Source organism: Corynebacterium sp. MSK297, from assembly GCF_030232885.1.
Taxonomy (GTDB): Bacteria; Actinomycetota; Actinomycetes; order Mycobacteriales; family Mycobacteriaceae; genus Corynebacterium.
Window position 1 is genome coordinate 147,731 of sequence record NZ_JASPGD010000004.1, and the last position, 20,487, is coordinate 168,217.

The following is a 20,487-nucleotide window of genomic DNA, read 5'->3' on the forward strand; positions in this document are numbered from 1 at the left end:
TGATGAAGATAACCAGCAGGATACTGATTAATCCGGTGAAATCTGACTTGTCAACAAAATTCGTTAGTATATGTCCATGGCGGAATCAGTACGTTGGCTTGATGATCATGAACAAGACCTGTGGCGCAGCATCTTGCAGGCAAACCGTAAGATCAATCGCGTCTTAGACGAAACACTGCTGAATGCTAGCGGATTGTCGACTGCAGAATATGGGGTGCTTGTTGTTCTTTCGGAAGCACCTAATCACTGCCTGCGCTTGTGCGCACTATGCGATGAATTGGTGTGGGACCGCTCCAGAACTTCGCACCAGATCACGCGTATGGAAAAGCGGGGATTGCTACGTAAAGAACGCTTCAGCGGTGACGGCCGCGGCGTCAGTGTGGTGCTCACCGATGACGGTATGCAGCGGTTGCAAAAAGCAGTGCCTGATCACGTGGAGTCGGTGCGCAGGTTGATTTTCGATCACTTGCAAGAGGACGATAAACCAAGCATTCAACGGTTTATGAATTCCGTGCTCGCGGTGGACAATATCCCGGGATACGAAGCAACCGATGGGTGCCCACCGTCTGCTCCCCGGCACGATAATTAACAGGCTTATGAGCGATAGAGAATGAGCTCAACGACGAAAGTCTAAAGTCTCGAGGCATCGTAGAAAACAGCAACGATGTCTCGAGACAACACAGCGTGCCCCCGAAAGGGTTCGAACCTTCGACCTTCGGTACCGGAAACCGACGCTCTAATCCGCTGAGCTACGGGGGCAATCCGGCGGAATTTACCACAACCCACATACTAACATCTCGCCGTTCATTGGCAATAATTAGCAGGTCGCGGGTGTTTATGCGGTAAAACTGCGCTGATTATTGCTCGAAGTAACCTGGCGCATCGGCCTGCTCTGGGGCCTTACCCGTGCGCAGATAATCCACGACGATATCGTCGACGACTTTGTTGCCGTTGCCCACGTGACCGTGGCCTGGGCCATGGACGGTGAGAACGTGCGCGTTCATGACGTCGGCAAGAGCTTCGTGGTCAGCGTAGACGGTTTGTGGGTCTCCAGTGGCACTGACCTGAAGCGGTTGCACGTCAAGTTCGGCGCCATCCAAGTGAGCCACCCCGGTAATCGGTGCCGCACCGTTGCAGGTGTGGCCAGCCGCCATGCTGTAAGAATTGGCAGTAGGAATATCATTGACGACATAGTTTGCCCACAGGTATTCCGGCAACAACGCAGGGTTCGTTGGTGTCGTGTTTTCATTGCAGACTATTAACTGCTGCATCGCGATCGTGGCAACTTGCGCTTGCAGGATCTTCTCAATTTCTTCATCACTGAGTTCGGTAGGCTGTTCCAGCCCAGCAAACATATCTTCGCTGCCATTGATATGTTTCGCGAGCTTGTCCCATTGCCGTGGTTGCGGAACCAACTGGTGGGTCATCATGACGGTCAAGGATTTATCGAGGCTGGCGCCAGGGGTGAGTGCGGAACGTGTTAAATGTTCCAGCTGGGCAGAACCCTGACTAGTGGCATTGATGATTTCTGTGCCGATTGCGCCGGACCATTCCAATCCTGCTGGTAGGTCACCAATTCGGGCTGCTGGAGGCAGATTGGTGGGGTTTACGCCGGATTCCTGCAAAACCTTGTGCGACCAAGAGTTATAGGCGGCTAGCGGGGTGGTGCCGAGGCCATAAATGTCATTGTGGTCAGCGACATAGGTGAAAAAATCTTCGTAGGCGTTGTCGTAACCCTGTTTTTGTTGTGCGAGCACACCACCCCAAGATGCATAAGGGTTCATGGCGGAGTCGAGAATCAACCGATCTGTATGTTCTGGGTACGCGCTAGCATACGCAGAACCCAAGTAGGTGCCGTAGGACAAGCCTAGGATCGAGATTTCGTCGTATCCCAGAGCCTGGCGTACCCATTCCCAATCATGCGTGGTGTTGTGCGTCGTCAAGGAATCGGTGTAGCCCGGCGTGGAATTCTCGCAGGTATCTTTCCAGAATCCACCGGGGCGGGTGATGGGATCATTGGCAAAGATGTTTCGTGGTTCATCGCAACGCACGGGCGTGGAACCCGGTAGGCCTCGTGGCTGAACGACGATGCGGTCCCATTCTTGGGTGATGCCTTCCGGCCACTCGAACATGTCACCTGCGAAGTAAGAATAACCGTCTCCGCCAGGTCCACCCGGGTTGCCGAAAAGTGCACCGCGGGAGTGTCCGGTAGCTTTCTGTCGGACAAAGCCGACGGAGATGGTGCCAGCTTCTGGGTTGTCGTGGTAGGTAGGAACGTCGATGCGGCCACATTCTGCGTTGTCGTCGGTCACCTGCGCGGGGCAGTCTTCCCAGGTAATCTCTGCATTGCGTGCGGGGTGTTGTGCGATGCCGGCGGGTGCTGATAGCGGTTGGAACAACGCAATGGAAGTGCCTAGGCACGCAACGCTGGCAATAGTGGTCCGGTTCCGTTGAAAAAATGGTGTCGATCGCACTGGGAAGTCCTTCCAGGAAGTGACGAAAGTGAAAATAGTTACTTCATGCGATGCTAGCGGTTTAAGTTGTGCAGGGTGTTGGGAAACGCCGGGCACCGCACGATCATTCTGTGGCCTTCTAAAAATGCTCAATTTGCCTGTTTCTTAAGCCAGGTTACTTGTCTATTACACTAAGAAGCTATGACTCCAGCTGATCTTTCCCAATTAATTAAAGACACCGCTACCTCAGTTATGACGGAGCGTGATTTGGATGCTTCGGTTTTGCCTGAGATGGTGACAGTGGAGCGACCACGCAACCCCGAGCACGGCGATTACGCCAGCAATGTTGCTTTGCAGGTGGCGAAAAAGGCTGGAGCTAACCCGCGGGAATTCGCTAGCTGGTTGGCGGAGGCATTAGCGGACAATGCCGCGATTGACCAAGCTGAGATTGCAGGTCCTGGATTTTTGAATATTCGTCTAGCTGCCGATGCGCAAGGTGAGATCGTCGCCAAGATTCTGCGCGAAAAAGATACTTTTGGAAATTCGGATCTGTGTGCTGGACAGCGCATCAACCTCGAATTTGTTTCGGCAAACCCTACAGGGCCTATCCACCTTGGTGGTACACGTTGGGCTGCCGTCGGCGATTCCTTAGGTCGTGTGTTGGAGGCCAGCGGGGCAGAAGTTACCCGGGAGTACTATTTCAACGACCACGGTGGACAGATTGACCGTTTCTCACGGTCGCTGGTTGCGAATGCCAAGGGCGAACCAACCCCAGAAGACGGCTACGGTGGGCACTATATTCACGAAATCGCCAGCGCGGTGCTTGAGAAAAACCCAGCTGCGCTCGACGGTGAGCCAGCGCAAGCACAAGAAAACTTCCGGGCACTCGGGGTCGACATGATGTTCGAGCAGATCAAAGCTTCGTTGCGAGAATTTGGCGTGGAGTACGATGTATATTTTCACGAAAATTCTCTGTATGAATCCGGTGCGGTAGACAAGGCAATTGCCACTCTGAAAGATAACGACAATCTGTACGAAGCCGACGGCGCGTGGTGGTTGCGGTCAGAAAAGTTCGGCGACGACAAAGACCGTGTGGTGATCAAATCCGATGGTGATCACGCATATATCGCCGGTGATATCGCATATGTTGCCGATAAGTTCGACCGCGGCCATAACCTGGCAATCTATATGTTAGGCGCCGACCACCATGGATATATCGGACGACTGCGCGCAGCTGCCCAAGCCCTGGGATATGAGCCGGATAATGTGGAAGTGTTGATCGGCCAGATGGTGAATCTGTTGCGCGACGGCAAACCGGTGCGGATGTCTAAACGTGCCGGAACCGTCATCACCCTGGAAGATTTGGTAGAAGCCATCGGCATCGACGGCGCGCGTTATGCGCTGGTGCGCTCCAGCGTGGATACTTCGGTGGATATTGATCTGGAACTGTGGACGGCGCAGTCGGCTGATAATCCCGTGTACTACGTGCAATACGGCCACGCCCGACTGTGCTCGATTGAGCGGAAAGCAGCAGAACTCGGAGTGGATGCGGATTCCCCAGATCTGGGATTGTTGGTCCATGACAAAGAAGGTGACCTCATCCGCACCTTGGGTGAGTTCCCGAAGGTGGTGGCGACCGCCGTACAACTGCGCGAACCACACCGCATTGCCCGCTATGTTGAGGACCTAGCGGCAACCTTTCACCGTTTTTATGATCAATGCCAGATTCTGCCGAAAGCAGGCGAGCAGCCGCAAGCTATCCACAGCGCACGTTTGGCTTTAGCCCGTGCGACGCGGCAGGTATTACGCAATGGCTTGACCATGGTCGGTGTCAACGCACCAGAACGGATGTAGTTGTATGAGCATGCACCTTTCTGATTTCAATGAATTGCCTAGCCATGTCTGGCCACGGAATGCGCGTCGTAACAATGACGGTACGGTGGCTATTGCAGGCGTGGCTTTGCCAGACATCGTCGCGGAGCATGGCACTCCCGTCATGGTTTTCGATGAAGACGATTTCCGCTCGCGGTGCCGTGATATGGCGCAGGCTTTTCGCGGGGCTAAAAACGTGCACTATGCGTCCAAAGCGATGCTGTCGACGCGCATCGTTCAGTGGGTCAAGGATGAGGGCTTGTCTCTCGATGTGGCTTCACTCAACGAGCTTCTCATCGCATTGCGTGCGGGATTTCCAGCCGACCGCATCACGGTGCATGGCAACACCAAAAACCGCGAATTTTTGCGCCACTGTGTTACCGTGCGCGTAGGCCACGTCGTGGTGGATGCTCCCGGTGAGCTTGTGGAGCTCAATGAGATTGCTGCAGAAATGAATCAGCACCAGTCTGTCTTCGTGCGCGTGACTCCGGGCGTGGATGCCCATACCCATGAATTCATCGCGACTAGCCACGAAGATCAAAAATTTGGATTTTCGCTTGCCTCCGGTGATGCGTGGCAGGCCGTTGTTGATGCGCACCAAGCGAGTAACCTGGACTTGGATGGTATCCATTGCCATGTCGGTTCACAGGTTTTTGATGCCGATGGTTTTACACTCGCTGCCAACCGCTTACTGGAATTGTTCGCGCGGGTGCACCAGGAATTGGGTGTACAGCTACCGATGTTGGATCTCGGTGGCGGTTATGGCGTGCCTTATCTTGCCGACGACTCCGAATTGGATATCGCTGGCATTGCCGCAGACCTGATTGCGGCGGTGAATAATAAAGCGGCATTTCTCGGGATCGATCCGCCACAAGTCGTCGTAGAACCTGGTCGTGCGCTTGTTGGCCCTGCTGCTGTGACAGTCTATGAGGTCGGTGCGGATAAAAACGTGCAAATCGATGACGATCGCTACCGCAGGTATCTCGCGGTCGATGGGGGAATGTCGGATAACATTCGCCCAGCGTTGTACGGCGCTGATTACGACGCCCGTGTGGTCTCACGGTTTACTGATGGACACCAGAAATCCACCCGCTTGGTGGGGGCGCACTGTGAATCCGGCGATATTTTGATTTCTGATTTCGCCTGCCCTGCGGATGTGTATACCGGTGACCTGTTGGCACTGGCAGTAACTGGGGCTTATTGTTACCCAATGTCGTCCCGGTATAACGCTTTTACCCGCCCGGCCGTGGTCGCAGTCCGTGATGGGCGTGCAGAGCTGATGCTGCGACGGGAAACCATCGAGGACTTGCTGAGTCTCGATGTGGAACCGGATGCACATTAACCCATGACCTCCAAGTACTACGGGATCAGGCTTCCAATCCGCCGTGGCTGAATAAATTTCGCCAAGCAAGCTAAATCTGCCGTTAAAGACGGTACGATTGTCGACAGAAAACTGTGAAGACCGACGAATGAGCAAATAGTTAATTGCTCAATTCAGCAACTGACCAACGACGATCTACAAAAGGAATGCGAAACAACATGGTCGCTAATTCACCTGCCAATACCGACAACAATGCTGGCAAACCGGTCGGAATTGCGGTATTAGGAATGGGTACCGTCGGTACCGAGGTCATTCGCTTGCTCGCGGAAAATTCCGAGCACTTCCGGCAACGCGTTGGTGGTCCATTGGAATTGCGTGGAGTGGCAGTTGATGACACCTCGAAACCACGCCGTGGTGTAGATCCAGAGATGATCACCGGTGATGCGCACGCGTTGATTGAACGTGATGATGTCGACGTCGTCGTCGAGCTCATTGGTGGTATTGATTATCCGCGTGAGCTGGTGCTTGCTGCGTTGCGTGCTGGTAAATCGGTGGTGACCGCGAACAAAGCGCTCGTTGCGGCGCACGCCGATGAACTTGCGCAAGCTGCAGAAGAATCTGGAGTCGATCTGTACTTTGAAGCCGCCGTGGCTGCTGCGATCCCAGTCGTCGGCATGTTGCGCCGCTCATTGGCTGGTGACCAGATCCGTCGTATCTCTGGAATCGTCAACGGTACGACGAACTTCATCTTGGACAAAATGATCACTGAGGGCATGAGCTACGACGAGGCCCTGCAGATTGCTACTGACTTAGGGTATGCAGAAGCAGACCCAACTGCCGATGTCGATGGTCACGATGCGGCTTCCAAGGCTGCAATTATGGCATCGCTGGGGTTCTATACCCGCGTCAACTTTAACGATGTGCACTGCGAAGGAATCCGTGACATCACCGCAGCCGATATCGCTGCCGCAGACAAGGCGGGATACGTCATCAAGTTGTTGGGAATCTGCGAAAAGATCGTCGATGATCACGGCAATGATGCTGTCAATGCCCGTGTCCACCCGACTTTGGTCGCCAAGGATCACCCGTTGGCTTCTGTCAACGAGTCCTACAACGCTATCTTCGTGGAAGCCGAAGCGGCTGGTTCGCTGATGTTCTACGGCAACGGCGCGGGCGGTGACCCAACCGCGTCGGCAGTGCTGGGTGATTTGGTGGGAGCTTCCCGTAACAAGGTGCACGGAGGCCGCGCACCAGGTGACAACACCTACGCCAACCTGCCCATCGCTGATTTCGGCGAGGTACGCACCCGCTATCACATCGACATGGAAGTAGTCGACCGCGCCGGTGTTTTGTCCGATCTTTCTGCAACATTCGCACAGCAGGGCATTTCTTTGCGTACAGTGCGTCAGGAAGAAAACGACAACGGCGTTGCTCGTCTTATCGTGGTTACCCACAGCGCGAAAGAATCCCTGCTGCACGACACCGTTGAAGCATTAAAGAAGTCTTCGGACGTCAAGCAAGTACATTCTGTGATCCGCTTGGACGTATAGGGAATTTGGGGAGCAACGTAGTTTATGAGCACCGAACTAGAAATCGGCACGAAGGCGACGGTCAGAGTGCCCGCATCTTCGGCCAACCTCGGGCCGGGTTATGACACACTGGGCCTGGCAGTGGGCATTTATGATGTCATCGAGGTTGAGGTCACTTCCTCCGGCCTAGAGATTGAAATTTATGGTGAGGGTGAGGATGACCTGCCGCGGGATGGCTCACACTTGGTGATCAAGGCTCTGCGCTCCGGGCTGAACGCGGCTGATGTGACTGCACCGGGTCTGCGTGTTACCTGTACCAATGCCATTCCACAGTCGCGTGGTCTGGGTTCATCGGCGTCGTCGGCGGTTGCCGGTGTGGCTGCCGCGAATGCGTTGGCTGGGTATCCACTGTCGGATAACCGGGTGGTGCAGTTGTCGTCCGCGTTCGAAGGCCACCCGGATAATGCTGCGGCCTCGGTTCTCGGCGGTGCGACGGTGTCCTGGATGACGGTTCCGGTTGATGGTCGCTCAGCCCCGGAATACAAGGCTGTGAGCATCGGGGTGCACGAGACCGTCCGCGCGACGGCCATCGTTCCCGATTTCCATGCCTCAACCCCAGCAGTTCGCCGGGTGCTTCCCAGCCACGTTACGCACGGTGACGCAGCGTTCAACGTGTCTCGCGTGGCTGTGATGACGGTAGCTATCCAGCATCACCCAGATCTGCTGTGGGAAGGCACCCGAGATCGTTTGCACCAACCGTACCGCTCTGACGTGTTGCCTGTGACAGCGGAATGGGTCAACCGTTTGCGGAACCGCGGTTATGCTGCGTACCTCTCCGGCGCAGGCCCGACTATCATGGTGCTGCACACCGAAGATATTGCGGAAGGCTTGCTTGCCGACGCCCGCGAGCAGGGATTGAAGGTCGTCGAGCTGGGGGTCGCCGGTCCAGTAGAAACGAGTGTTACGCACGCCTAGCGGTCGTGGAGACGCTGAAGGTGTTCTGAAGGTGCTAGCCCGTATTCGGCTAGCACCTTATTTGTTTCTTCCTATTTGTGTGGTTAGTCGTGTATGACTGTCTTGTCTTCGGCAGCCAATGCTGTTACGGAGATCTTCGCTGGGTCGATGCCCCAGGTAATTTCCCCATCGAGTTCTAGCCCGAGTTCGTGGGCATCGTGGGGCGAGATGGTGATATCAACCTGTTCACCGTGTGTATCCACCGTGACGTCACAGACCGTGGGGTGGGGAACGGAAATATCGGTAATCCGTCCGGTCCAAGAATTGGTCTGGGAATCTACGTCGTCAGGCTCGTGTTGCGATAACCATGCATCGGAAGGAAGCCACGTCGCTAGTACCTCGGTGCGTTGCGCTGTTCCTGCGGGCGCACCATAGTTGCCCAGCGCAAGGCTCTCGGGAGTTACTGTGAGCGAGAACTTACCACAGTTAATCCGCACAGGAGTGTGCCCAGAATTGTCTGTGTCCTCGCCAGGCGTAATGTGTGCTGCGACGGCGTTGAGTCCCAAGGTCGTTGCCAAAAATTTTGTACTTGGGGCAGCGGTGAGCTCCGTCGTTCTGCCATAGCCAACGATTTTTCCGGAAGCAATAGACATGACGTAATCAGACAATGAGGAAATGTCATGACCATTGTGCGTGACCAACAGCGTGGTTCGCTGCTGCGAAGTCGTTCGGAAATATGCCTTCCATTGGGCGGCAATCGAACTATCGAGGCCCGCGAACGGCTCATCGAGAATCAAGACTTCAGGGCTGGCGGCAATAGCCCGGATGATGGCAACCTGGCGCGATTGGCCTCCCGATAACGCTGGCACAGGTACAGACTGCAGGTCACTGAGACCAGCAGCATCTAATAAGTTCTTTGCTCGGTCTGTATCTCGAGTTGCCATGGTGATTGCCTGCAGCACGGTTGCAGCGGGCGGCAAAGCAGGATTTTGGGACAAGATAATGGTTCTAGGGTTGTTGCGGCATTGGTGGCCGTCGCCGTCCACGAACTGCACGTCAGCCCCGCTCAAGCGTCCAGCGATTGCTTTCATGAGCGTAGTTTTACCAGCACCATTGGAACCAACCACGGCAGTGGTGTGTCCTGCTTGAACGTTGTAACCGTTGACCTTGATTCCCACCGGCGTCGTGGTTGCGGCTGTGAGCTCACTAAGGCGCTGCCGATCGAGCCCACTATTCCGGCTTACCCGGTGCTGGTGATGCTTTTTCAATACTGTTGGCAACCCCGACAGACACAGCACGATTATGGCGATGAAAATTAATAAGGCCGCTTGCACATACGCGATATCTGCGTCAACTTCGCGGTTGAGATAGATAGCCAATGGGAGAGTACGAGTTTCTCCTGGTAACGAACCCGCAAAGGTAAGTGTGGCACCGAATTCGCCTAGAGAACGGGCTAGTCCCAAGCCTGCACCCGTAACGATAGCGGGCAGAATCGTCGGCAAGATTACCTGCCAGATAACCCGTCGGTAATTCATACCGATGCTGAGTGCGGAGTCGATGATTTCTTGGTTAATCTGGCGCAGGGCAGAATCAGCTGAAACGATGATAAACGGCAATGTAATAAATACGTGCGAGGCCACTACGCCGCTAAAAGTAAAAGCGATGTCGATGCCGAGCGCATCCAAGATCCCGGAAGTATAGGAGCGCCGACCGATCGCTGCTGTGAGCGCTAGGCCTGCGACCACAGGCGGCATCGCTAGTGGTAAGACGACTAGTAACCGAATAAACCAACCGCTTTTGCTGTTGTGCAACAACCACAATGACAACGGGATGCCGAGTGCCAGTGTAATGATCGTGGACAAGACGGCGGCAAACAGGGACAGCCGTAAAGCTTCCAGTGTGGAGGCCTCCGTGGCGATTTCGATAAATCGTTCCCACGGTACGCGAAAAATGAGGGCCAGAAGCGGGCCCAACACCGTCACCACGGCAATTGCCGCAAGAATTACCAGGGAAATCGGGTTGCGCGGGCGAACCGGGTGTGGGGTCCATTCGGCAGAATAAGTCAGTGCCATGGTGCGGTACTTTCAGCTGTTATTTACTTGGCGGCTGCTGGCAAAAATCCCGCGTCTTCCCATACTGAGCGCAGTGCTTCGCTGCGCAGCAACTCGAGAATGGCCTGTGCAGCTTCGGTGTTGTCAGCGTTTTTCAACACTGCTGCTGGGTAATCATTCACGAAATCCTCGGAATTCGGGATTTCAATGACTTCGACCTCGTCACCAGCAGCAATTGCGTCGGTCTTGTATACCCATGCCACATCAGCTTGGCCGGAAGTGACTTTACCCAAGGTGTCGGTCACGGAGTGCTCCAGCGAGGATGGGTGCAACTCTAGGTTATTTTCTTCGGCCAGCTGTTCAGTCAAGTTGCCACAGGGAACCGATGGGTCGCAGAGAACCAAGGTGGTGTCTTCGGTGAGATCCTCGATGCTGTTGATATTTGCCGGGTTATCAGCCGGAACCACCATGACCAGGGTGTTAGCAGCGACAAGTTCGGATTCTTCTACGTCGCCGTTATCTCGTGCTTTATCCATCGATGTGGTGTCGGCGGTCAGCAAGACGTCTGCTGGCGCTCCCTCTTTGATCTGGTTAACCAAGTCAGTGGAACCAGCATTGTTGATGGTCAAGTTAACTGGCGGGTCCAGTTTCTTTGCTTCCTCGATCAGCTCGTCGCCGATTACGCGGGTAGAAGCTGCGGCGAACAGGGTAACGTCTTGTGCTACGGCGGAGTCACCAGTGGTATCTGCTGCGGAGCTGTCGGTGGAGCCGCCATCGGACTGGCAGCCAGCCAACGTGAGAGCGCTGGCAGCGAGCGCACCGGTGGCGATGCGGCGAATACTGGTTGCGTGGTGACGAGGAAGCATGGAGCCTCTCTTTTTAAATATTTCTAGCCAATACCTTCTAAGGTTCCATTGTACAAATTAAAACGATTTTCACGGGTGAATCCGCTAAGAAAAAAACCCGTTTGACGTGCAAGTTCGACCGCTAGTGATGTGGCAGCCGACACGGCAACCAAGCCGGAGAATCCAGCCAGCACAGCTTTTTGCACAAGCTCGAAGCTAGCGCGCGACGTTAGCACCAAATACATTTGTTCCGCGGGCAATTGGTTCTCCATCAACATCGCACCGATGACTTTGTCCGCAGCATTGTGCCGGCCTACATCCTCACGCGTGACGAGGAGGCGGCCGTCGTGGGTTACCGCACCCGCGGCGTGGATACCGCCGGTCCGGCGGAAAGCTCTTTGCTCGTTGTGCAATAAGCCAGGCAAAGACAAGACAAATTCTGGCGTCGGGCGAACCGGGCGAATGGGATACGAACTGCGCTTTTCGACGTCGTCGATAGAAGTGGTTCCGCAGATGCCACAGGCTGAGGTAGTTGCCACCGAGCGCACCGGCAGCGACGGGGAAGTAATCGTCGCACTGAGCTCGACATCGATGGTGTTATACGTGTTATAGCCATCGGATCCAACAGCGCCACCGCAGTAGCGCATGGTTGCGACGTCAGATGCTCGCCTGATGATGCCCTCTGCATGTAAGAGCCCATGTACTAATTCAAAATCATTGCCCGGGGTGCGCATGGTGGTCACAAAATCTTTGCCATCGATGCGGATCTGCAGAGGTTCTTCCACCGCGAGGGTGTCGACACGCTCGGAGGTTGAGACATCATCGCGGTTAGGCGCAACAGTGTATTCGGCACGTACTGCGGGAGTGTCTCGGTATACCCGAGTAATCGGGGTGCGGGATGTGAGCCGTTGGGCCATTGTGGAAAACCTACTTTGTCGTGCGTGCCAGGCCAGTAATATGTGTGAGCTGTAGCCAACAATAACCGGAATTCGAACAGGCAGTTTTTCTAACCCCCAGCGAATGGCGGCAATACGTCAACGCGTTGGACGCCTGCCAAAGAAGCCGATGGCGTAGCGGAGACACCGTCGAGAAGAAAACTACAACGCGGGAAGATATCTGCCAGTCCCATCCCAGAATCTGTGGTTCCACTGTGTTGTAGTGCGCGGGATTCCAGGAGTTCTCCCAAAGTCGTGAAATCGGTGTCCGTAAGATCTTCGCGGGCAGTTCCCGCTGCAGCGCGGGCTGCGGAAAAATAGTGAATGCTCAGCATGATGTATACCATACTGCCTGGTTGGATCATGGAAATGCAATTGCTCAGTATAGCTGTCGATCCTGGTAATTCGTATGGAATACCGCGGCCATGGCGAGACGAAAGTGCTTAAATGGAGCCATGAATAACCGCGGGGAGAAAGCGTCAGTAACGCCAGGAAACACAAAACCAACGCCAGAAGAACACTTGGCCACTATCATCAAGTTGATTGAACAATGTGGCGCATGGCCGTCTATCGAAGAGGTTGCAGTCGTCGATGCCTTAGGCCGCACCCTCGCCGAGTCCGTACCAGCACCGTATGACTCGCCGCGGTTTTCCAATTCTCAGGTCGACGGATACGCACTCAGCCACGCCGCGCTTGAGAGGCTACCTGATAATTTCTCCGTTGGTGATGATATCCCCGCCGGTACTGACCCGGCCGCGGTGTACCCACAAGGGATAGATCCGGAGAACACCGGTGAGATGATCGTGCCCATCATGACCGGGGCACAAGTGCCTGAGGGTACTGCTGCGATCGTGCGCGTCGAAGACGCTTTACCACCGGAGTTTCCGGGCACGGCCGAGGAAGAATCCGCCGGAGCGGCTGAGAAAGAGGCTGCTATAACCGCTATCAGCGGCACGCACGCGCCCGCGCGCCGGGAAATTGTTGCAGCGCAGACCGGTCAGTTCGTTCGCCAGCAGGGCATTGATAGCAGCGCTGGGGACATTATCGTTGCGGCTGGCGAAGTGCTCACTCTCACGGCGATCGCCGCGTTGGCGTTTCAGGGTGTGTCGACTGTGCACGTGCGCACACGTGCGCGCGTTCTGATCGCGACGGGCGGGGCGGAGGTTGCAGAGATCGGCAAGCTGGATACAGAAGCTGGATCTGCAACCATTCCGGATGCAAATTTCCCTTTGTTGGCAGCACAAGCACGGCGCTATGGCCTGGAACCGGTTGGTCGGGTGCACATTGATGACGACGTCGACAAGCTTGCCACCAGCTTGCAGCAGGCAATCGAGGAATGTCATCCTGATCTCGTCGTTACCTCTGGCGGAATTAGTAAAGGTAAATACGAGGTCGTGCGTCAGCTGCTTGCCGACGGCAGTGATGCTTGGTTTGGTGCGGTTTTGCAACAACCTGGTGGGCCGCAAGGCTACGGATCATTCGCTGGAGTGCCGTGCGTGTGTTTGCCCGGCAATCCGGTTTCTTCGCTCGTGAGTTTTCGGTTGTTTGTTGCTCCCGCCTTGGGGGTGGCTCCGGACCCGATCGAGGTGATCGCCACGGAATCGTTGACTGGGTTGGCTGATAAGGATCAGTTTTTGCGTGCCCGGCTTGAGTATTCCGGCGGGCACGTTCGGGCACGTATCGTGTCTGGCCCTGGTTCACACTTGTTGCAGCAGGCGGTGGCCGCCGATGCACTGGTTCGGGTTCCCGCGGGTGCCACGATTAATGCGCGCCAGCGGGTGTGGGCGTACCCGTTATAGCTGACTTTCGAGGCCCCGGCTGGTGCAAGGGTGGCCTGTTTTCTGAGCCCTGAATCGCCATGATCTATTATGTTTAACACACTAGATATAGTGATATAGAACACATTCGTTATGGGGAGATTATCATGGCAACGGCCACTTCATTCTTTTCGCGGACTAAGATCATTGCGCCAAAAGAATTTAACCGCTGGTTAATCCCACCAGCCGCCCTGGCAATTCATTTATCTATTGGCCAGGTTTATGCCTTTTCGGTATTTAAAGCCCCGCTCATGGAATTTTTCGCTGTCCGGGAAGTGGCCGTGGGCTGGATCTTCTCCCTCGCGATCGGCATGCTGGGGCTTTCTTCTGCTGTCGCTGGAAATTGGGTAGAAAAGGTCGGCCCGAGAACGTCCATGGCTATCGCCGGCCTGTTCTGGGTCGTTGGCTTCTTCGTCGCCACGTTTGGACTGGCCATTGGACAATTATGGCTGGTTTACGTGGGCTATGGCGCCATTGGCGGTATTGGCCTGGGCATCGGGTATATCTCCCCAGTTTCCACGTTGATGAAGTGGTTCCCCGATAAGCCCGGCCTGGCTACAGGAATGGCAATCATGGGCTTCGGTGGTGGCGCACTCATTGCAAGCCCAGCGTCGAATACCTTGATGGAATTTTTTGGCGGTGGCACGGAAACTGCCGATCTTGCCGACGGCCTTTACGGGACTTTCCTGACCTTGGCCATCTTGTATCTCGTGGTTATTGCACTAGGTTCCTACGCGATCCGCTTGCCGCACCCAGATTGGATACCAGCGGGATTCAAACCGGAAGACAACTCCGGGAAGAAACTGAAAACCACAGGCAACGTCTCTGCGAATACAGCTATCCGTACCCCGCAGTTCTGGCTGTTGTGGATAGTGCTGTTTGTTAACGTCACTGCTGGTATCGGAATTCTGGAAAATGCTGCACCGATGGCACAGGATTATTTTCCGGAAATCACCGCGGGTGCTGCCGCAGGATATGTGGGTTTGCTGTCTCTGGCCAATATGGGCGGTCGTTTTGTGTGGTCGACGGTCTCGGACTGGATCGGTAGGAAGAACACCTATTTCCTGTACCTCGGACTTGGCTTGCTGTTGTACCTGGTGGTTGCTACTTTCTCCTCGGCCTCGCTGACGATCTTCGTTCTCAGCACGTTGATAATCATTTCGTTCTATGGTGGTGGTTTTTCCACGGTTCCGGCTTACCTCAAGGATCTTTTCGGGGTGTATAACGTTGGCGCCATTCACGGTCGGTTGCTCACGGCTTGGGCAGCTGCTGGTATAGCTGGCCCGCTTATCGTAAATACTCTGGTGGAATCGCGTGCCGACGCCGGCTTGGATGGTGCCGACCTGTACCGAGCCAGCCTTTTGTTGATGTGTGGTCTTCTGGCGGTGGGTGTGATTGCTAACTTCCTGATCCGGCCGGTCGATGAGAAACATCACGTTGATGTCGACGTCGTCAAGGAAAAAGAAGCTGCCGACCGTAAAGCAGTCGATGATGCAGAGCATGCCGCGAAAGAAAGCGGACAGGCGAAAGGCAATTCCAGCTTCGTGCACAATGCGGTTTCGTTGATCTTGGGGGTATTCATTGGTGTCAGCCTGGCTTTCGGCCTTTGGGACACTATGGTGCGTGCAGCAGGGCTGTTTACCGGATAGCGTAATCACTAACACAGTGCGTCTAACCGTGTGAGATTTGCACAGAATATCGCGGTATACGGGTTGTCGAATAAGATTAGGGGAGAAAAACCCATATAGATTCTGCGGTGGATGAGCGAAGACATCGCAGCAGAAAGGCCAGCGTGGTGCATACCGACTCTGCAGGCATCCAGGATTCTGGGCATTCCCAACCCTCCCAACACACCCAGGACAGTGACCAGCGGCAACGAACAGGGCTGGTGTTGGTCTCCTCGACTCGTGCAGCCGCCGGGGTCTATAGCGACGAGTCTGGTCCTATCGCCGTACGATTTTTGCGTGACAAAGGCTTTCATACCCCAGATGCGCGTGTAATTGCGGATAAAGATATTTCCCGCGTGATCGATGAGGTTTTTACTAGCCCTGATCGGCCCGATGTTGTTTTAACCTCTGGTGGAACGGGCATCAGCCCCGATGATCGGGTGATTGAGTCGATTCAGCCGCGCTTGGATAAAGAGCTTCCTGGCATCGCGCATGCTTTTTGGTCGGAAGGGCTGGCAAAAACACCGACCGCTGTTATTTCCCGCGCGCTCGCTGGCACGGTGGGAGAGACGTTCGTGATGGCTATGCCCGGTTCACCCGGAGGAGTACGTGACGGGGTGAAGGTTCTGGACGGTATATTGCTCCATGTACTCAATGTGCTGAAAGGACGGCAAGTCTCCAATCATGGCAAACACCATTCCTAATTCGCCCGGTCCGCGTACAGTTGATGAAAACCCGGTGGGCACATGTGGGGCTAACGAACGCATCGTTGGAACCGTACTTACCGGCGAGCCATTAGAGCCGCTACGCGAAGAAGCTAGTCGGCTCGTTCCCGATGCCACAGCTGGTGCTGTGGTTACTTTTGACGGCATCATCCGCAATCACGATAATGGGCACTCGGTTGCTGAACTGGTGTATTCCGCGCACCCTTCTGCGGCGAAAGAATTATCTCGCGTTGTGGCGGTTATCGCCACCGAGTTTCCGGATGTACGTCTGTGGGCTGCGCACCGCACAGGCAAGCTCGGGATTGGGGAGCTGGCTTTCGCCGTCGTGGTGGCAAGTGCACACCGCAAGGAAGCATTCGCCGCATGCGCTGAATTGGCTGATCGTGTCAAGGCCACCGTGCCAATTTGGAAAGAACAGTTCCTTGCCGACGGCTCCGCCCAATGGGTCGGCCTGGATTAAACATAACGCGCCAAGTTTATATCTAGCGTTGATATCTAGCCGAGCTGAACTGGAGGGACAAGGACATATGGAGTTTGATCCACGGTGGGTTGCACGCTATCAACGGCAACTCAGCTTGCGTGGTTTTGGAAAGCAAGCGCAGGAAAAACTAGCTGGTTCTCACGTCGTAGTGGTCGGTGCTGGTGGGCTTGGTTCTCCGGTCCTGCTGTATTTAGCCGCTGCCGGGGTTGGTGCGCTGACCATCATCGATGGTGATGAAGTCTCGCTGTCTAACCTGCACCGGCAGATCATTCATACCACCGGAGCGATCGGCACCCCGAAGGCGGTCTCGGCGCGCGACACTATCCAAGCGCTTAACCCGGACATAGCGGTTGCCGTGATCAACGCTGATCTGGATCGGGACCATGCACGGGATATCTTCGCGGGTGCTGATCTTGTCATTGATGGCACCGATAATTTAGGGGCGCGTTATCTCATTTCGTGGGCGGCGTTGCGTAGCGGAATTCCGCATATTTGGGCCTCTATTCTTGGCTTTGATGCACAACTTTCAGTCTTTGGACTGGGAGACGGCCCGATTTATGAAGACGTTTTTCCCACACCACCACCAGCTGGATCGGTTCCTTCTTGCGCACAAGCTGGGGTGCTGGGGCCGGTGGTTGGAACGGTGGGCTCAGCCATGGCTCTCGAGGCGATTAAAGTGCTCACCGGTATTGGAATTCCGTTATCCGGGCGGTTGGGCTATTTCGATGCGTTGTCGGGTGAATGGGAATATATCCCAGTACAAGCCAACGCTCGGACCCGAGAGACCGTGCTGTCTTCCGGTCCTATCCGCGCGGATACCACCGAAGAACCAGGGGATCGTACTTTCGCTGCCCACAACGTTGACGAAAACTGGAGTGTCGATGAAGTGTGGAACGTAGATGACATTCCCGAAGACGCCGTGGTTATCGACGTCCGCGAACCAGAAGAATATGCAGAATTCGCGATTCCTGGGGCGTTGAATATTCCGCTGTCAACTTTTAGCGGTGGTCAAGCTCAGAGTGGTGCAGAGAAGTCTGGTACAGAGGCGAAGACTGTAGCGGGGGGTATTGAGGTTGCCGGTGAGGAAGCTATCGCGCAAGTCATCACCACTGTGCGTGCGCATAACCCACAGCATCCGGTGGTCATTTATTGTGCGGCAGGCAAGCGTTCAAACCAGGCCATCGCTCACCTGCACAAGGCGGGTGTTACGGGCCTGGGAAATTTGCGCGGCGGCATTGACGCTTGGCTCGCACGCCAAACGGAATAAGGCTAAGGTAGCTCGACTGCGCCGCGAACCTGCAACTCCGCAAGGCTGTCGTAATCGACCTCGAGTCCAGCACCGTCGATGCTCACCCACTCCGAATGGCGCACCAGAGCACGCGCAGGCTTGTTCTGCGCTTCGCCGATCTCCGCGAGGCTGGCACGCAAGCGGCCTGACCGCCACACTGAGCACAGCGGATTCGCGATTCCAGCATCGTCTTTAATGATCGCTGCATCCCACTCCGCATTGCGTTCCAGCGCCGCAGCGAGATCGGGCAGCAACTGCCATGAGTCCGGTGCATCGACGCTTAAAATCGCCACGCGCTTCACGGAATCTGGGATAACGTACAAGCTCGCGGAGATTCCAGCTAAAGGCCCACCGTAAGCCGGTTTTTCTGCGGTGTGGGTAATTCCAGTTGCCAGATGTTTGGTGGAAACAATCACAATAAAATTCTTGTCAATACCAAGTGATTGCACACCGGCGAGTTGGTGATCAATTAACCGCGTGCCATTGAGCCGAATCGTGGATTTATCAATCCCACCCATGCGCTCCGAGCGGCCACCGGCCAAAATGACGACTGCGAGGTCATCGAAGTTGGGGGAGTCGTCGGTAGGAAATTTCTGCTCAGCTGCCTTGTTCATAGCTTTTCCTGGTAGCGCTTTGGCCGTTTTAGTGTGGCTCTGGGCGGGACCAGTCGCCAGAGCGGCCGCCGGATTTCTTGATGATTGCACAATTGGTGATATAGGCGCTGCGGTCCACGCCTTTGACCATGTCAATCACGTTGAGCGCAGCAACGTTGACGGCGGTCAGTGCTTCCATTTCCACGCCGGTGCGGTCCGCAGTGCGTACGGTGGCTTCGATCCGGAGGTGGTGATCGTGCAAATCGAGGGAGACTTCGCAGCCATGGACTCCGATAGTGTGCGCTAATGGCAGCAATTCGGGAACTTTTTTCGCAGCAGAAATACCACCGATGCGGGCGACTGCGAAGACATCGCCTTTGGGGACGGTCCCGTCGCGCAGCGCCTGCAGGATTTCCGCAGAACACACGACAGAAGCCACTGCGGTTGCAGAGCGCACGGTAGGTTTTTTCTCTGTCACATCGACCATATATGCATTTCCGGAGCTATCCAGATGTGGGGGTTGTTTCATGTGCTTTCGCTTCCTCTCGAAGTATTACCGAGACCAACCGAGCACGGTGACCATGCCGGTAGGATCATTCTGCTTTGTGCGTTCTGTCTGCGAGATAATCGCTAGTCCCGCAATCTCTGTCAGCGCACTGACGAAATGTGAGCCGGGCTTGCCGACGGTAGTCGGTACCGCAACCAAACCGGAATTAGCAGCTTCGATCCGCACCGGGATCAACTGGGTTTTCCCGGGACGCGGTCGCGGCAGTGCGTGGTGGGCGGCAAGTTCTGCTGCCCGGTGTGGCCACCATGTGTCTGCTGTGTCTGCTGTGTCTGCGCGCTCAGGTGTATTTGTTGGGGATCCCCTGCGTCCTTGCACAATGTACAGGGCCGCGAGTGCGTAAACGGTGGCTGAGACATATGCAGCAACCGGATTGCCCGGTAGAGTTACGACGGCCACCCCATTCCAGAGCCCAGCGCCTTGCGGGGAACCTGGCCTCTGCGCTGCATTGCCAAACCAGAAATCTGCGTTCGGAGATTGTGTGGCAGCAGCCTTGACCACATCAAATGCGCCTTGGGAAATCCCACCGGTGGTAACGATGAGATCCAGTGGCGGTTCCACTGATGAAGTGAGTTCGTCGAAAAGCGCGATTAGTTTTTCTACCCCATCGCCGACATGGAAGCGTTGAATATCCACCGGACCATGCTCAGCTAATAAATTCGCCACCATGGGGCCGTTGGAATCTACGATCCGGTAATTTGTCTGGTCGTCTAGACTGCCACGAGCCTTAGCACCCACGGCGTTGCTGCCTGCGGATGCAGCGCGTGTGCTCGCAGGGTTGGCGGTGGAAATAAGCTCGTCGCCAGAAGAGATCACCGCAACCCGGGGACGGCGATATACCGAGACTTGTGTGACTCCAGCCGTAAGCAAAAACGCGAGCGTACCGGCATCGACAAGCGTGTGCGCGGCGACGATTTCTGCGCCAGGGGTTATTACTTCGCCGCGCAGCCGGATATGGCGCTTGGCCGGTAATTCGTGGATGGTTACCTGCTCAGGCAACTGCGACGGACCCAGCTGGGCATTGGTTAATTCCGATGGAACCACCCGTAATGAATTGCTATCGCCACAAATCGGTGCCCCCGTCATGATGCGCAGCGCCTGGTGCGGGGCAAGCTCTTGTGGGCTTTCACCTGCGGCAACTTCACCGACTACCGGAATCGTCCATGGGCCGGGGCCGGAAAGGTCTGCCTGGTGGACCAAAAAACCATCCATTGCAGAATTGTGAAACGACGGGATAGGCTGCTGTGCCTTTACCGGATGTGCAAGATAGTATCCGTGAGCTTCATGTACCGGCACAAGCTGTGGGTGAGGTGGCTGCACAAGCTCACAGACGCGAGCCAGATGCCGGTCCACCGATACAGGAGAGGTAGTCATGGTCGGAGTGCTGCCTT

General features: G+C 55.4%; 18 protein-coding genes and 1 tRNA gene. 10 read left to right on the forward strand and 9 right to left on the reverse strand.

The window, feature by feature from the left end; genetic code table 11:
* Positions 1 to 76: 76 nt before the first annotated feature.
* Positions 77 to 589: a MarR family winged helix-turn-helix transcriptional regulator gene (locus tag QP888_RS05790; protein ID WP_284812548.1), complete on the forward strand. Its 513-nt coding sequence runs from the start codon at positions 77 to 79 to the stop codon at positions 587 to 589.
* Positions 590 to 685: 96 nt separating this feature from the next.
* Here QP888_RS05790 and QP888_RS05795 read toward each other — a convergent pair.
* Positions 686 to 759 (reverse strand) — tRNA-Arg (locus QP888_RS05795).
* A gap of 98 nt (positions 760 to 857) precedes the next feature.
* Complete coding sequence (locus QP888_RS05800) at positions 858 to 2,474, reverse strand: alpha/beta fold hydrolase (RefSeq protein WP_284812549.1); 1,617 nt, start codon at positions 2,472 to 2,474, stop codon at positions 858 to 860.
* 180 nt (positions 2,475 to 2,654) lie between these two features.
* Here QP888_RS05800 and argS point away from each other — a divergent pair, with 180 nt between their 5' ends.
* The 4 genes from argS to thrB all read left to right on the forward strand — a co-directional run bounded on the left by argS (position 2,655) and on the right by thrB (position 8,150).
* Complete coding sequence (argS, locus tag QP888_RS05805) at positions 2,655 to 4,307, forward strand: arginine--tRNA ligase (RefSeq protein WP_284812550.1); 1,653 nt, start codon at positions 2,655 to 2,657, stop codon at positions 4,305 to 4,307.
* A 4-nt stretch (positions 4,308 to 4,311) separates the two neighbouring features.
* Entirely contained in the window at positions 4,312 to 5,667 is a 1,356-nt protein-coding gene (gene lysA, locus QP888_RS05810) for a diaminopimelate decarboxylase (protein ID WP_284812551.1), read from the forward strand.
* A 197-nt stretch (positions 5,668 to 5,864) separates the two neighbouring features.
* Entirely contained in the window at positions 5,865 to 7,196 is a 1,332-nt protein-coding gene (locus QP888_RS05815) for a homoserine dehydrogenase (RefSeq protein WP_284812552.1), read from the forward strand.
* A 24-nt stretch (positions 7,197 to 7,220) separates the two neighbouring features.
* Positions 7,221 to 8,150, forward strand: a complete 930-nt coding sequence (gene thrB / locus QP888_RS05820; RefSeq protein ID WP_284812553.1) for a homoserine kinase — start codon at positions 7,221 to 7,223, stop codon at positions 8,148 to 8,150.
* An 83-nt stretch (positions 8,151 to 8,233) separates the two neighbouring features.
* Here the strand turns inward: thrB and QP888_RS05825 are convergent, their stop codons facing one another.
* The 4 genes from QP888_RS05825 to QP888_RS05840 all read right to left on the reverse strand — a co-directional run bounded on the left by QP888_RS05825 (position 8,234) and on the right by QP888_RS05840 (position 12,295).
* Positions 8,234 to 10,201, reverse strand: coding sequence for an ATP-binding cassette domain-containing protein (locus QP888_RS05825; protein ID WP_284812554.1), 1,968 nt, complete (start codon positions 10,199 to 10,201; stop codon positions 8,234 to 8,236).
* A gap of 23 nt (positions 10,202 to 10,224) precedes the next feature.
* Positions 10,225 to 11,046 (reverse strand): molybdate ABC transporter substrate-binding protein, encoded by an 822-nt coding sequence (modA, locus tag QP888_RS05830; protein WP_284812555.1) that lies wholly within the window; start codon positions 11,044 to 11,046, stop codon positions 10,225 to 10,227.
* A 23-nt stretch (positions 11,047 to 11,069) separates the two neighbouring features.
* Positions 11,070 to 11,942, reverse strand: coding sequence for a formate dehydrogenase accessory sulfurtransferase FdhD (fdhD, locus tag QP888_RS05835; RefSeq protein ID WP_284812556.1), 873 nt, complete (start codon positions 11,940 to 11,942; stop codon positions 11,070 to 11,072).
* 89 nt (positions 11,943 to 12,031) lie between these two features.
* Positions 12,032 to 12,295 (reverse strand): MoaD/ThiS family protein, encoded by a 264-nt coding sequence (locus QP888_RS05840; RefSeq protein WP_284812557.1) that lies wholly within the window; start codon positions 12,293 to 12,295, stop codon positions 12,032 to 12,034.
* A gap of 120 nt (positions 12,296 to 12,415) precedes the next feature.
* Between QP888_RS05840 and QP888_RS05845 the strand changes: the two genes are divergently transcribed.
* The 5 genes from QP888_RS05845 to QP888_RS05865 all read left to right on the forward strand — a co-directional run bounded on the left by QP888_RS05845 (position 12,416) and on the right by QP888_RS05865 (position 17,917).
* Positions 12,416 to 13,759 carry a molybdopterin molybdotransferase MoeA gene (locus QP888_RS05845; RefSeq protein ID WP_284812558.1) on the forward strand — a complete coding sequence of 448 codons (1,344 nt, stop codon included), beginning with the start codon at positions 12,416 to 12,418 and terminating at the stop codon, positions 13,757 to 13,759.
* Positions 13,760 to 13,884: 125 nt separating this feature from the next.
* Positions 13,885 to 15,426 (forward strand): L-lactate MFS transporter, encoded by a 1,542-nt coding sequence (locus QP888_RS05850; RefSeq protein ID WP_284812559.1) that lies wholly within the window; start codon positions 13,885 to 13,887, stop codon positions 15,424 to 15,426.
* A gap of 143 nt (positions 15,427 to 15,569) precedes the next feature.
* Positions 15,570 to 16,148 carry a MogA/MoaB family molybdenum cofactor biosynthesis protein gene (locus QP888_RS05855; RefSeq protein ID WP_284812560.1) on the forward strand — a complete coding sequence of 193 codons (579 nt, stop codon included), beginning with the start codon at positions 15,570 to 15,572 and terminating at the stop codon, positions 16,146 to 16,148.
* Entirely contained in the window at positions 16,129 to 16,629 is a 501-nt protein-coding gene (locus QP888_RS05860) for a molybdenum cofactor biosynthesis protein MoaE (RefSeq protein ID WP_284812561.1), read from the forward strand. The genes QP888_RS05855 and QP888_RS05860 overlap by 20 nt, the downstream gene beginning before the upstream one ends.
* Before the next feature lie 67 nt (positions 16,630 to 16,696).
* Positions 16,697 to 17,917, forward strand: coding sequence for a ThiF family adenylyltransferase (locus QP888_RS05865; RefSeq protein WP_284812562.1), 1,221 nt, complete (start codon positions 16,697 to 16,699; stop codon positions 17,915 to 17,917).
* A 2-nt stretch (positions 17,918 to 17,919) separates the two neighbouring features.
* Here the strand turns inward: QP888_RS05865 and mobA are convergent, their stop codons facing one another.
* The 3 genes from mobA to QP888_RS05880 are packed head-to-tail and all read right to left on the reverse strand — an operon-like array spanning position 17,920 to position 20,470.
* Positions 17,920 to 18,552: a molybdenum cofactor guanylyltransferase gene (gene mobA, locus QP888_RS05870; protein ID WP_284812563.1), complete on the reverse strand. Its 633-nt coding sequence runs from the start codon at positions 18,550 to 18,552 to the stop codon at positions 17,920 to 17,922.
* A gap of 28 nt (positions 18,553 to 18,580) precedes the next feature.
* A complete protein-coding gene (moaC, locus tag QP888_RS05875; RefSeq protein WP_284812564.1) occupies positions 18,581 to 19,060 on the reverse strand; it encodes a cyclic pyranopterin monophosphate synthase MoaC in 480 nt (159 codons plus the stop codon).
* Between the two features lie 24 nt (positions 19,061 to 19,084).
* Positions 19,085 to 20,470, reverse strand: a complete 1,386-nt coding sequence (locus tag QP888_RS05880; RefSeq protein WP_284812565.1) for a molybdopterin molybdotransferase MoeA — start codon at positions 20,468 to 20,470, stop codon at positions 19,085 to 19,087.
* Positions 20,471 to 20,487: the final 17 nt, after the last annotated feature.

Bases quoted from the DNA above. Each gene is read 5' to 3' on its own strand.
- modA (WP_284812555.1), bottom strand. From the start codon at position 11,046: ATGCTTCCTCGTCACCACGCAACCAGTATTCGCCGCATCGCCACCGGT.
- QP888_RS05790 (WP_284812548.1), top strand. From the start codon at position 77: ATGGCGGAATCAGTACGTTGGCTTGATGATCATGAACAAGACCTGTGG.
- QP888_RS05865 (WP_284812562.1), top strand. From the start codon at position 16,697: ATGGAGTTTGATCCACGGTGGGTTGCACGCTATCAACGGCAACTCAGC.
- QP888_RS05825 (WP_284812554.1), bottom strand. From the start codon at position 10,201: ATGGCACTGACTTATTCTGCCGAATGGACCCCACACCCGGTTCGCCCG.
- QP888_RS05815 (WP_284812552.1), top strand. From the start codon at position 5,865: ATGGTCGCTAATTCACCTGCCAATACCGACAACAATGCTGGCAAACCG.
- QP888_RS05845 (WP_284812558.1), top strand. From the start codon at position 12,416: ATGAATAACCGCGGGGAGAAAGCGTCAGTAACGCCAGGAAACACAAAA.
- QP888_RS05880 (WP_284812565.1), bottom strand. From the start codon at position 20,470: ATGACTACCTCTCCTGTATCGGTGGACCGGCATCTGGCTCGCGTCTGT.
- fdhD (WP_284812556.1), bottom strand. From the start codon at position 11,942: ATGGCCCAACGGCTCACATCCCGCACCCCGATTACTCGGGTATACCGA.
- mobA (WP_284812563.1), bottom strand. From the start codon at position 18,552: ATGAACAAGGCAGCTGAGCAGAAATTTCCTACCGACGACTCCCCCAAC.
- QP888_RS05850 (WP_284812559.1), top strand. From the start codon at position 13,885: ATGGCAACGGCCACTTCATTCTTTTCGCGGACTAAGATCATTGCGCCA.
- lysA (WP_284812551.1), top strand. From the start codon at position 4,312: ATGAGCATGCACCTTTCTGATTTCAATGAATTGCCTAGCCATGTCTGG.
- QP888_RS05840 (WP_284812557.1), bottom strand. From the start codon at position 12,295: ATGCTGAGCATTCACTATTTTTCCGCAGCCCGCGCTGCAGCGGGAACT.
- moaC (WP_284812564.1), bottom strand. From the start codon at position 19,060: ATGAAACAACCCCCACATCTGGATAGCTCCGGAAATGCATATATGGTC.
- thrB (WP_284812553.1), top strand. From the start codon at position 7,221: ATGAGCACCGAACTAGAAATCGGCACGAAGGCGACGGTCAGAGTGCCC.
- argS (WP_284812550.1), top strand. From the start codon at position 2,655: ATGACTCCAGCTGATCTTTCCCAATTAATTAAAGACACCGCTACCTCA.
- QP888_RS05860 (WP_284812561.1), top strand. From the start codon at position 16,129: ATGGCAAACACCATTCCTAATTCGCCCGGTCCGCGTACAGTTGATGAA.